Origin of the sequence: Asticcacaulis sp., assembly GCF_020217185.1 — a bacterium.
Classification (GTDB): Bacteria; Pseudomonadota; Alphaproteobacteria; order Caulobacterales; family Caulobacteraceae; genus Asticcacaulis.
The window spans coordinates 1-10000 of record NZ_JAIWNX010000154.1; the positions used below are offsets into that span (position 1 = coordinate 1).

At 62.0% G+C, this 10000-nt stretch carries 14 protein-coding genes and 1 tRNA gene; 5 read left to right on the forward strand and 10 right to left on the reverse strand.

Features of this window, described 5'->3' with window-relative positions; all coding sequences use genetic code 11:
- The first annotated feature begins 274 nt into the window (after positions 1 to 274).
- The gene (locus tag LDL37_RS07605) at positions 275 to 1528 is read left to right on the forward strand and encodes a tetratricopeptide repeat protein (protein WP_290796215.1); all 1254 of its coding nucleotides are present in this window, start codon (positions 275 to 277) and stop codon (positions 1526 to 1528) included.
- Positions 1525 to 2061 carry a CPBP family glutamic-type intramembrane protease gene (locus LDL37_RS07610; protein WP_290796217.1) on the forward strand — a complete coding sequence of 179 codons (537 nt, stop codon included), beginning with the start codon at positions 1525 to 1527 and terminating at the stop codon, positions 2059 to 2061. Before LDL37_RS07605 ends, LDL37_RS07610 begins: the two co-directional genes overlap by 4 nt.
- Positions 2062 to 2259: 198 nt before the next feature.
- Here the strand turns inward: LDL37_RS07610 and LDL37_RS07615 are convergent, their stop codons facing one another.
- Positions 2260 to 2769 (reverse strand): GNAT family N-acetyltransferase, encoded by a 510-nt coding sequence (locus LDL37_RS07615; protein WP_290796219.1) that lies wholly within the window; start codon positions 2767 to 2769, stop codon positions 2260 to 2262.
- A gap of 163 nt (positions 2770 to 2932) precedes the next feature.
- Positions 2933 to 3415 carry a GNAT family N-acetyltransferase gene (locus tag LDL37_RS07620; protein ID WP_290796222.1) on the reverse strand — a complete coding sequence of 161 codons (483 nt, stop codon included), beginning with the start codon at positions 3413 to 3415 and terminating at the stop codon, positions 2933 to 2935.
- 125 nt (positions 3416 to 3540) lie between these two features.
- Between LDL37_RS07620 and LDL37_RS07625 the strand changes: the two genes are divergently transcribed.
- Together LDL37_RS07625 and LDL37_RS07630 are read left to right on the forward strand one after the other, a co-directional pair.
- A complete protein-coding gene (locus LDL37_RS07625) occupies positions 3541 to 4386 on the forward strand; it encodes a hypothetical protein (RefSeq protein WP_290796224.1) in 846 nt (281 codons plus the stop codon).
- Between the two features lie 3 nt (positions 4387 to 4389).
- On the forward strand, positions 4390 to 5316 hold the full coding sequence (locus tag LDL37_RS07630; protein WP_290796227.1) for an alpha/beta hydrolase: 927 nt from the start codon (positions 4390 to 4392) through the stop codon (positions 5314 to 5316).
- 201 nt (positions 5317 to 5517) lie between these two features.
- On the opposite strand, the gene ald is transcribed toward LDL37_RS07630, so the two are convergent.
- On the reverse strand, positions 5518 to 6615 hold the full coding sequence (gene ald / locus LDL37_RS07635; protein ID WP_290796229.1) for an alanine dehydrogenase: 1098 nt from the start codon (positions 6613 to 6615) through the stop codon (positions 5518 to 5520).
- Between the two features lie 120 nt (positions 6616 to 6735).
- On the opposite strand from ald, the gene LDL37_RS07640 reads away from it, so the two are divergent.
- Positions 6736 to 7200, forward strand: coding sequence for an Lrp/AsnC family transcriptional regulator (locus LDL37_RS07640; protein ID WP_013479302.1), 465 nt, complete (start codon positions 6736 to 6738; stop codon positions 7198 to 7200).
- A gap of 167 nt (positions 7201 to 7367) precedes the next feature.
- Here the strand turns inward: LDL37_RS07640 and LDL37_RS07645 are convergent, their stop codons facing one another.
- From LDL37_RS07645 to LDL37_RS07675, 7 genes are all read right to left on the reverse strand, one after another.
- Positions 7368 to 7691, reverse strand: a complete 324-nt coding sequence (locus LDL37_RS07645) for a hypothetical protein (protein WP_290796232.1) — start codon at positions 7689 to 7691, stop codon at positions 7368 to 7370.
- Between the two features lie 63 nt (positions 7692 to 7754).
- Positions 7755 to 8033 carry a hypothetical protein gene (locus LDL37_RS07650; protein WP_290796234.1) on the reverse strand — a complete coding sequence of 93 codons (279 nt, stop codon included), beginning with the start codon at positions 8031 to 8033 and terminating at the stop codon, positions 7755 to 7757.
- A complete protein-coding gene (locus LDL37_RS07655; protein WP_197723564.1) occupies positions 8026 to 8580 on the reverse strand; it encodes a sigma-70 family RNA polymerase sigma factor in 555 nt (184 codons plus the stop codon). The genes LDL37_RS07650 and LDL37_RS07655 overlap by 8 nt, the downstream gene beginning before the upstream one ends.
- Complete coding sequence (locus tag LDL37_RS07660) at positions 8580 to 8900, reverse strand: hypothetical protein (protein WP_290796237.1); 321 nt, start codon at positions 8898 to 8900, stop codon at positions 8580 to 8582. The genes LDL37_RS07655 and LDL37_RS07660 overlap by 1 nt, the downstream gene beginning before the upstream one ends.
- Positions 8901 to 8905: 5 nt before the next feature.
- Positions 8906 to 9274: an EF-hand domain-containing protein gene (locus LDL37_RS07665; protein ID WP_290796239.1), complete on the reverse strand. Its 369-nt coding sequence runs from the start codon at positions 9272 to 9274 to the stop codon at positions 8906 to 8908.
- Between the two features lie 79 nt (positions 9275 to 9353).
- Positions 9354 to 9572 (reverse strand): flagellar basal body rod protein, encoded by a 219-nt coding sequence (locus tag LDL37_RS07670; RefSeq protein WP_290796241.1) that lies wholly within the window; start codon positions 9570 to 9572, stop codon positions 9354 to 9356.
- Between the two features lie 203 nt (positions 9573 to 9775).
- Positions 9776 to 9859 (reverse strand) — tRNA-Leu (locus LDL37_RS07675).
- Positions 9860 to 10000 lie beyond the last annotated feature (141 nt).

Genomic DNA, 10000 nt, shown 5'->3' on the forward strand with positions numbered 1-10000 from the left:
GAATACGCTTCAGCTTGATCACGAGGGTAGCTCCCTTAAAAAGCCCGTGTGTAGTCTCTACACATAGGCGAAATCGGGCGCTTGCAAAAGGGGGGCAAGGTTACCTTTTGTTAAGCTGGAGCGCAATTCGACAAAGTGCCATAAAAGCTTCTTGGCACTTTGCGGAAAAATTGCGCGACCAAGTGAAAACCTCAGGCCAGCTCGCTTTGCAGTGGATTTTTCGGGGCAGGTTTGGCACAAGGGAGCGGTATTATCGTTCCGGGGGGAGCCTCCTATGTCTCTGAAAACCTTCTGTTCCGCGCTGCTGATCGCGGGTGGCCTGTTCGTGGGTGATGCGGCGCTGGCCGCTCAGGCCTTTGACAAGCCCGCGCCGACCGCCTTTTCCGATAAACCGTTTGACGCCGTGAAGGCCGCCGCCGAAAAGGGCGACCCGGTGGCCATGCACGCGCTGGGCCTGCTCTATTTCACGGGCAAGGGCGTGGAGCGCAACTGGACCGAGGCCTTCACATGGGCGCAGAAGGCCGCTGAGGCCGGGCTGGCCGAAGCGCAGTTCCGCACCGCCTATTACTACGATGGCGGCTATGGCGTCGCCGAAGACAATGCCAAGGCCATCGAATGGTACAGAAAGGCCGCCGCGCAAGGTCATGCCGGGGCGCACGCGCAACTGGGCAATATTGCGGTGCTGGGCCTGTATGGCGAAAAGGTCGATTTCGCGGCCGCCTATGAGCATTACCGCACGGCGGCAGACAAGGGCGATGCCGACGCCATGTACGATCTGGGGATCATGTACGAATTTGGCGAAGGCCGCGACAAGAGCGATGCCGAGGCGCTGAAATGGTACCAGCAGGCGGCCACCAAAGATCAGGCCGGCGCGGCCTATAAGGTCTTTGTCTTTTATGATGAGGGACGCGGTGGCCTGAGCCAGGACGCGGCCAAAAGCCGGGAATGGCTGCTCAAGGCGGCGAAACTGGGCGATGACAACGCGCAGTACGAACTGGGTGATGTCTATTACTATGGTAAAGACGTGGAACCGGACCTGGCCGAGGCCTTCAAATGGTTCGGCCTGTCGGCCATGCAGGACAATGCTGAGGCGCAATACAGCCTCGGTTACATGTACTTTGCCGGCGAGTTCCTCGAAGCCGATAATGATCAGGCCTATAAGTGGTTCCGCAAGGCGGCGGATCAGGACGATGGCAATGCGCAGTACTATGTCGGCTACATGTTCCTCAAAGGATTATCGGTAAAGACCTCTTATTCGGACGCCAAAAGCTGGTTTGAAAAGGCCGCGTTGAAGGGGCATGGATCGGCCATGCTGCAACTGGGGATCATGGCGGAAAACGCCATGGGTATGGCGCAGGATCGCGGCAGCGCCTTCGCGTGGTACAGCCTGTCGGCCGAGAAAAAGAATGACGAGGCCAAGGAGAAGCTCAAGGCGCTGGAAGGGCAGATGACCGGAGCCGATAAGAGCAAGGGCAAGACGCTGCTGGCCGAGCGCAAGGCGGCGCTGGAGGCCGAGGCGAACAAATGAGCCTGTGGCGCCTGATCCGCGAGCGGGTAACGGGCGCCGGGCGCAGCCTGATCGTCTGGCCGTCGCTGAAGGATTGGGCGTGGTGCGCGGGGGTGTCGGCGGCGGTGACGCTGGCCGTGGCGGTGATCGGCTTTGGCAGCGGCATATTGCAGGTCGCGTCGCCGCAGGCAGGTTTATTGGGGCTGTGGCTGAGCGTGATGCTGGTCCCGGCGTTCAGCGAGGAAATCGTCTTTCGCGGGCTGATGATCCCGGCGCAGACGGAAAGCACGCGACCCGTTCGATGGATCGGTGTGGGCACGCTGATCTTCGTGCTGTGGCACGTATTTGAGGCGTTGGTGCTGTTGCCGGGCGCGACGCTGTTTCTGCATCCGGCCTTTCTGCTCAATGCCGGGCTGATCGGGCTGGGGTGCGCGCTGATGCGCTGGCGTACCGGGTCGTTATGGCCGGCGGTGCTGCTGCACGGAGCGCTGGTGTTCGTGTGGAAGGCGTGGCTGGGCGGGCCGTCGCTGGAGGCGCTGATGCGGGCGGGGTGAGGTTGTGGCGATCAACCAAAGCCCCCACCACCGCATCTCACCGCCAATGGCGGTTCGTGCGGTCCCAACGCTGGCGAAAGCTATACTTTCGCTGGCGCTATACCCCAGCAAGCTGGGGAGGTATAAGGGAAAGCGCCCTTTATGGGGTCTGGGGCCAGTGGGCCCCAGAATCTGAAATCCAGAATCTGAAATCCCGACCTACGACGCCACTGCGGCATCAAGGCTTTTGCGCATCACGTAGTTGGTGAGGTCATAGCCGCCGACGCGGGTGGGTTCTTCGTGATCGAAGGTGAATCCGGATTTCAGCGAGAAGCCGATCCCGTGGTCGTGGTCTTTGGGGACGATCAGCGACAGGGTGCGGGTGTCGTCGAAATGGCCAAGCGCGGCCTGCATCAGGGCCTTGCCGATACCGAAACCGCGATAGTCTTCGAGGACGTAGATCTTGTGCACGCTGACGTGCCCGTCTTCGGCGGCGGCCGACAGAAAGCCCACGGGCTTGCCGTTCACTTCGGCCACCCAATAAACGTGGCCGCGTTCGTCCATATCGGCTTCGAGGGTGTCGAGATCGAACAGGGCGCTGATGATGGCGTCCATCTGCACCGGGGAGACGACGTTGCGATAAAGACGCGGCCAGATCAGCATGGCCAGATCGCGCACGATAAACAGTTCGTCCGTGCGGATGCGGCGGATTTTGGGCGGGTTCGGCATGTGTGACCTCCGTTTCCTGGCAGCGGGGGTGTCTTTAACAAGACTTCAGGGCGCCTTTGGGTCTTCCCTGTGTCAATTCCTCCAAATGGCAGTGACGCCTGTGGACAAGGTGCCATGAAATTCACGTCCTGTGAAATATTATTTCAGGGCGTGTCCGATCAGATCACAGGGCCTTGCGCAGGATGTGGTCGGTAAAGTCAAACGGGCCCATGCGCACAGGGACGGTGGCTTCGATCTCAAAGCCCTGCGCGTGGTAGAAGGCAATGGCCGGGGCATTGCCGTCATTGACGTAGAGGGCCAGTTCGCGGGCGTCGGGAAAAGCCTTCAGGGCGGTCGCGATCAGGGCCTTGCCCGTGCCCTTGCCGCGGCAGGAGTGGCGCAGATAGAGCTTCTTCAGCCACAGGCGCGTACCCTCCGGATAGGCGGAAACGTAGCCGGCGTCGTGCCCATCGACCTGTGCCAGCCAGTAGCGATGCCCGCGTACCTGCGCGTCGTCGCGCAGGGTGTCCAGCGCGTAGATGGCTTCGACCATCGGGCCGATGCGCTCCGGCGGCAGGATGCCCGCAAAACATTCCGGCCAGATGTCGCGCGCCAGCGCCTGTACGCGCGGCAGGTCGTCGAGCGTGGCCGCAAAAATATCGGTCATTACTTGTCCTCCCTGTTTGAGCCTGTGACAAGGATGAGATCGCAAAGCAAGAGCTTCGCACTCTTTACACAGCGTTTATAACGTGGTTATCATCTTAAGGTTGTATTAATCCAAAGGGGGATGTCATGGCCGATGCAACGGTGGCGACACAACTTATTGATCATGCCGGGGCGGTGATTTTGGCTACCGGCGCGGTCGGGACGGCGGCCTCAGCGCTGGTCGATGCGTCGCGGGGGATACTGCCCAATGGCGGGGTGTCCGCCTGCGGTTACAAGCATATCAAGACGGTTTATGAGGCGCTGGAACCGGCGCTCAGTGTGGCGCTGGGGCGCTCGTGGGAGCCGGTGCTGCGCGGTTACTGGCTGAATGGCACGCCGCACGAGCAGCAGATCAATACGGTGATCGCCATGGTGCGGCTGGGGCTGAACGACGACAACCCGCAGGCGCTGCTCGACCGGCTGCTGGATACGGGCGCGCCGGGCGTGAAGCTGGCCTCGTCGGAGGCGTCTGCCCCCGCGCCGGTGGAGGTGGCCAGTCTGAAAGACGCGGTGCGTCTGATCAAAAACCCGCCACCGCCGCCTCTTGAGGCCGACGGTCCGGTGGCGCTGAAGGCCGTGGAACCGGAGGTAACGGCCACCGAAGCCCACCGCACGCAGCAGGCCTTTGATGCGCTGGGGCGGTTTGATGCGCTGGTGCGGGCGCGGCTGGAGGCGGCGTTTGAGCTGGCCGACCACGACTATCGCGCCAAGGCCCGTCTGTCGGCGGCGGTGGTGTCGCTGGGGCTGGCATGGGTGTGTGGTGGGGCCTTTGTCTATGCGGATGCAGCGACCTCAGTGCCGCCTCAGACGGTGATGTTGGGTGCTACGATTCTGGGCCTGCTGGCCGTGCCTCTGGCCCCGATCGCCAAGGACCTGACCTCGGCCCTGCGTGCGGCCAGCGACGCCCTGAAAACCGTGACGAACAAGGGGTAGGCCGTGTGGTTTTTCGATGTGCGCGGCGGCCCCAATCCGGGGACCACGGCGGTCGCTGACCTCGGGCAAGCGCGGCTGCATTACGTCACCAAACGCGATGGCGAGGTGATCAAACCCTATGCCAGCGGCGTGCAAACCTATGCCGATGTGGCGCTGCTGGCCCGTTATGTGGCCAACCGCCGGCTGGTCTTTGTGACGCACGGCTACAATGTGACCATGCGCGATGGTCTGAACGCCCTGTCCGGCGTGCGGCAGTTCCTCGGCCTCGATGAAAGCTATCTGGTCATCGGCGTGCTGTGGCCGGGCGAGGGGGGGACGCCGCTCAACTATATCACCGAGCACCACGACGCGATCGCCGCCGGTAAACGGCTGGCGGAATTTGTCGATACCCATTGCGGCGCGGCGGCCGAGGTAAACTTCATCTCGCACAGCCTAGGCGGGCGGGTCGGTCTGGAGTGCCTCAAGACGGTCAAACGCCGCTTCCGCGAGGTGTGCCTGACGGCACCGGCGGTCAATGCTGACGCCTTCGCCAAACGCTATAAGGGCGTGGAGGCCAAGGCCGAACGCATCTCTATTCTGGCGTCGAAGGCTGACAAGATTCTGATGCTGGCCTATCCGCCGGGCAATTTCGCGGCGACCTTTACGGGCGAAATCGACGCGCCGCTGACCGCCGCCCTGGGGCGGACGGGGGCCAAACCACGCCCGGCCAATGTCTCAAACTATCAGATTCCCTCAACCTTCCTGTGGCTCGACCCGGCGGTGGACCGCAATTTCGATCATATGGACTACTATCCGGGGCAGACCATGCGGACCTCGCCCGCCGTGACCCTGCCCGCGCCGACCGACCGCAACAATGCGCGTCCGGCGCAGGCCGCGCGCAACAATCTGTGGCCCCTGATGACCCACGCCCTGCCGAACTGGCCGAAGTAGGGGCACCAAAAAAGAAAAGGCGCTTGAGACCAGGGGGGAAGTCTCAAGCGCCATCTTCAGCCGGACAGTTCAGGGGGGGGGGGACGTCTGACCGGCTGGTACGCTGTAGATAGGGTCACCCAGAGGGATTTCCAGACCTTCAGCCCGAAAAAAAGAACTTCAAGGTGCGGCAGGACGCCGCACCCTGTAGCCGCCTGTGCCTCAGGCTACAAACGGCAGGCCGAGCGCCTCGGCCACGGCGGCGTGGCGAATATGGCCGCCCGCCACATTCAGCCCGGCCTTCAGGTGCGTATCGGCATTCAGCGCCTCGGCCACGCCCAGCTTCGCCATCTTCACCACAAAGGGCATGGTGGCGTTATTGAGCGCCAAAGTCGAGGTACGCGCCACCGCCCCCGGCATGTTGGCGACGCAATAGTGCACAATACCATCGACGAGGAAGATGGGGTCCTGATGCGTGGTCGGGTGCGAGGTTTCAAAACAGCCGCCCTGATCAATGGCGATATCAACCATCACCGCGCCGGGCTTCATGGTCTTCAGCATGTCGCGCGTGACCAGCTTGGGCGCTGCCGCGCCGGGGATCAGCACCGCTCCGATGACCAGATCGGCCTCGGCCACGGCAGCGGCCAGAGCGGCGCGGGCCGAATAGGCGGTCTTGACGCGGCCGTGGAACAGGCGGTCAATCTCGATCAGCTTGTGCGCCGAGACGTCGAACACGGTCACGTCGGCCTGTAGCCCGGCGGCCATCTGAGCCGCGTTGATACCTGCAACGCCCGCGCCGATGATGACGACCTTCGCCGGTTCGACGCCCGGTACGCCGCCCATCAGCACGCCGCGTCCGCCATAGGCTTTGTGCAGATAGCTGGCCCCGACATGCACCGAAATACGCCCGGCGACCTCCGACATCGGACGCAGCAGCGGCAGGCCGCCCTGCGCCTCGGTCACGGTTTCATAGGCGATGCAGGTGGCGCCCGACGCCATCAGTGCCTCGGCTTGCGGCTTGTCGGCGGCGAGGTGCAGATAGGTGAACAGGGTCTGATGCGGTTTCAGCCAGGCGCATTCGTGCAGTTGCGGTTCCTTGACCTTGACGATCAGGTCACCCGCCGCAAACGTAGCTTCGGCGGTATCCACGATTGTGGCCCCGGCGGCCTGATAGTCGGAATCACTGAAACCGATGCCCGCCCCGGCCTGTGTTTCAACAAAGACCTGATGCCCGTGGTGGGTGAGTTCCGCCACGCTGCCCGGCGTCAGCCCGACGCGGTATTCGTGGTTCTTGATTTCCTTCGGCACGCTGATTTTCATGGGGTTCCTCCGTCACTTTTGTGATCACAACCTGATTGTAGATAATGATACGAATTTCGGTGGATTTTCTTGCAATTATGTGGCTTGTGCTGCCGATTTGCGGGATATATTCTCAATTCCATGGCGAACGCTGATAAATTTTCCGATCTCGATTCCTTTGACCGCGAACTGATCAAGGTTTTGCGCAACGACGCGCGGGCCACGGCGGCGGAGCTGGGGGAAAAGGTGGGCCTCAGCCCTTCGGCGGCGCACCGTCGCGTCAAGCTGCTGGAACAGCGCGGCATCATCACCGGCTACCGCGCGGTGATTGCCGAAAGCGTGCATGGCAAGCAGGGCATGGTCTTCGTGCACGTCACGCTTCAGGACCAGCGCCGCGAAACCTTCGAAAAGTTCGAAAAGGCGGTGGTGCAGATCGCTGCCGTCGAAGAATGCCACCTGATGTCGGGTGAGGCGGATTACCTGTTGAAAATCGTGCTGCGCGAAAGCCTGTCCTATGAGGACGTGCACCGCGACGTGCTTTCGACCATGCCGGGCGTGTCCAAGCTGGTGTCGCAGTTTTCGATCCGCACGGTAAAGGCGGTCTGAGTTTTCAGCAGACCTTGGCCCTGAAATTTTGGCCACGAAAAGCACAAAAAATCTGAGTCTTAAAGGGCCGACAGGTCCTTCATCTCGCCTCATTCAAGGGCGCTCCGCGCCGTTATGTGGCTAAGATTTTCGTGTCTTTTCGTGTTTTTCGTGGTTCAATTTACGTCTTACCCGTTCTTGGCCACCCAGTTTTCAAACATCAGGCTGGCCACGGCGCTCAGCTCTTCGCGGCTGAGCGTCCCGTCGCGGTTCATATCGACCAGATCGAAATAGGCCGCGTTTTTGGGGCTGACCGCCGTCAGTTCGGCGCGCGAAATCTTGCCGTCCCTGTTGCTGTCAGTCTTGCGGAACTGCTTATCGACTTCGGCATCAAGGCGGCTGCGCAGGGCCTGTTTTTCGGCGGCGGTCCTGGGCGGCGCAACGGTTTCGGCCACAACGGGCAGGGCCGACAGGCTCAGGGCGGGGATCAGCCAGATCAGGGTCTTACGCATGAGGTCACCTCCGGTTCAGGGTGACATCCTAATGCCGGTAAGCGGCAGAATTATAGCGACGCCTCAGATTCCGACGATAAAGGCCAGTTCGTCGAGATCGGCCTCCTGCACGGCGGGCTGGTTCAGGCTGACCGACACGCCAACACCGATGACGACACAGGCGGCCAGCGCCGCGGCCTTATAGACCAGACCGTAGCGCCATTCGGTCAGGCTGCGCTGCGCCACTTCGCGCCAGGCAAAGCCCTGCGACTGGCGCATGGCCTCACGCGCGATGCGGTCAGACAATCCCGTCGCCGGTTGCGGGGTCTTCCACTGCTGCAATGTGCGCTCGAACTCAGTCATCCTTTACTCCTAACACAGTCTTCAACTGCCGTCTTGCCCGCACGAGCAGCGATTCCACCGCTTTTACGCTCATATTGAGGCTCTGGGCGGCCTCGGCATTGCTGAAGCCTTCGAAATAGCACAGGGCCACGGCCATACGCTGATTGAGCGGCAGTTGCGCCACGGCAGCGCGCACGGCCCCGGCGGCTTGCCGCTGCGACAGTTGCGTTTCCGCATCCGGGTCACCATCGCTCAGCGCCTCAGCCCAGTCGTCGATCGACTGGGTTTTCGGCTTGAAACGCCGCGCCCGATCAAGGCAGGCGCGGGTCACGATGGTGTAGAGCCAGGTCGAAAAGGCCGAGCGGTCCGGCTCATAACGCCCGGCATTGGCCCACACCTTGGTGAAGGCCGCCTGCACGGCGTCTTCGGCGTCCTCCCGGTTGAGCAGGACGCGATAAGCCACGGCGTGCGCGCGCGGCAGGTGACGCGCCACGAGCTGACGGAAGGCGGCGGCATCGCCCTCCGCCGTCAGCCGCATAAGCTGCGCATCACCGACCGTATCGCGCATCACTTGTCCTTGGGCTCCGGCGGGCGCTTGGGGCCTTTCAGTTCGGCCCGCACCTCTTCGCGCGACAGCTTGCCGTCCTTATTGACGTCGAGGCGATCGAAACGCTCATTGGCCTGTTTCAGGAATTCCTCGCGAGAGATGAAATTGTCCTGATTGGCGTCGGTGCGTTTGAACAGACGCTCCTCGAACTTGTCTCGCATCTCGTCGGCGCGTTTGCGGTGTTCCTGCATCCGCTCCTGCCACAGGGTGGCCTGAGCGAAGACGGGGGAGGCCGCCATTATAAGGCCAGCGGCCATCAGGCAGAAGACGACGGGTCGCATGGGCCTTAGTTCCCTCCGCTCGAAGACGATGAAGACGACGACGCGCCGCCGTCACGCGGGCCACCCCCACGCGGACCGCCCGGACCCATACGCTCTTTCATGAAGGCGATCATTTCGTCCTTGGTCAGCTTACCGTCCTTGTTGGCGTCCATCATGTCGAAGGCTTCGGGGCGGCGGCCCTTGAACTCATCGCGGGTGATAAAGCCGTCCTTATTGGTGTCCATCTTCGCAAAACGCTCATCAGGCGTCATGCGCGGGCCGGGGCCGCCATTGCCCCAGCCGCCCGGCGGCGGGGATTGGGTCTCGACCTGCGCCATAGCGGCGGCCGGCAGCAGGAACAGGGCGGAAGCGATCAGAAGCGGGGTCTTTTTCATTGGGGTAACCGTCCGTTGGAGGAAAGATATCCCTTATACGGAGCCCTTCGCCAATCCCCTGCGCAGAGGATTCAAACCGTTAAATCTTCATATCCAGCAATCGGCCGGTCATCTGTTCGGCGGTCTTTATCACGGCCAGATTGGCGGCAAAGGCGGTGCGCGCCTCAGACTGATCCACCACGGCCCCCAACAGGGTGTTCGTATCGCTTCCGGCGGACTGAGCCACCTTCGTCGCGGCGCGGTCAAACATCCGCGTCGCATTCAGAGCCCCCGCCGCTGCGGTATGAAAAGCGATCATCTTACGCCACCTGTCACCGGCGCGTTCGGCATCCGGCCTGTGGATAATGTGCCTGATCGCTTAAGAAGGGACTTAGAAACGGGGTTAATGGGTGGGAGTGCAGCCTGCGCGGCGCCAAGAGGCGAAGCCCGTCTTCCATAACGTGCGCTTTGCGCCTGAGCGCAAACTAAGATCCATTTTATATTTTCTGCGAAAATATAAAATGGTGCCCCTGGTCAGACTCGAACTGACACACCTCTCGGTACCGGATTTTGAATCCGGCGCGTCTACCATTTCACCACAGGGGCACGCTTTGCGACGGATCGCGGCGGGTGAGGGACGCGTAGTTATCGGCTTTTGCCGGGACTGGCAAGCCCCTCAGGCCTGCGTTTCCACCAATCAGTCGTCGTCGCGTTCGGCGTCGCGGCGGCGCATGTCCTCGCCCCAGG

What these genes read in the sequence shown, in the direction of transcription:
- LDL37_RS07605 (WP_290796215.1), top strand. Translation starts at nt 275, where the DNA reads ATGTCTCTGAAAACCTTCTGTTCCGCGCTGCTGATCGCGGGTGGCCTG.
- LDL37_RS07610 (WP_290796217.1), top strand. Translation starts at nt 1,525, where the DNA reads ATGAGCCTGTGGCGCCTGATCCGCGAGCGGGTAACGGGCGCCGGGCGC.
- LDL37_RS07615 (WP_290796219.1), bottom strand. Translation starts at nt 2,769, where the DNA reads ATGCCGAACCCGCCCAAAATCCGCCGCATCCGCACGGACGAACTGTTT.
- LDL37_RS07620 (WP_290796222.1), bottom strand. Translation starts at nt 3,415, where the DNA reads ATGACCGATATTTTTGCGGCCACGCTCGACGACCTGCCGCGCGTACAG.
- LDL37_RS07625 (WP_290796224.1), top strand. Translation starts at nt 3,541, where the DNA reads ATGGCCGATGCAACGGTGGCGACACAACTTATTGATCATGCCGGGGCG.
- ald (WP_290796229.1), bottom strand. Translation starts at nt 6,615, where the DNA reads ATGAAAATCAGCGTGCCGAAGGAAATCAAGAACCACGAATACCGCGTC.
- LDL37_RS07640 (WP_013479302.1), top strand. Translation starts at nt 6,736, where the DNA reads ATGGCGAACGCTGATAAATTTTCCGATCTCGATTCCTTTGACCGCGAA.
- LDL37_RS07645 (WP_290796232.1), bottom strand. Translation starts at nt 7,691, where the DNA reads ATGCGTAAGACCCTGATCTGGCTGATCCCCGCCCTGAGCCTGTCGGCC.
- LDL37_RS07650 (WP_290796234.1), bottom strand. Translation starts at nt 8,033, where the DNA reads ATGACTGAGTTCGAGCGCACATTGCAGCAGTGGAAGACCCCGCAACCG.
- LDL37_RS07655 (WP_197723564.1), bottom strand. Translation starts at nt 8,580, where the DNA reads ATGCGCGATACGGTCGGTGATGCGCAGCTTATGCGGCTGACGGCGGAG.
- LDL37_RS07660 (WP_290796237.1), bottom strand. Translation starts at nt 8,900, where the DNA reads ATGCGACCCGTCGTCTTCTGCCTGATGGCCGCTGGCCTTATAATGGCG.
- LDL37_RS07665 (WP_290796239.1), bottom strand. Translation starts at nt 9,274, where the DNA reads ATGAAAAAGACCCCGCTTCTGATCGCTTCCGCCCTGTTCCTGCTGCCG.
- LDL37_RS07670 (WP_290796241.1), bottom strand. Translation starts at nt 9,572, where the DNA reads ATGATCGCTTTTCATACCGCAGCGGCGGGGGCTCTGAATGCGACGCGG.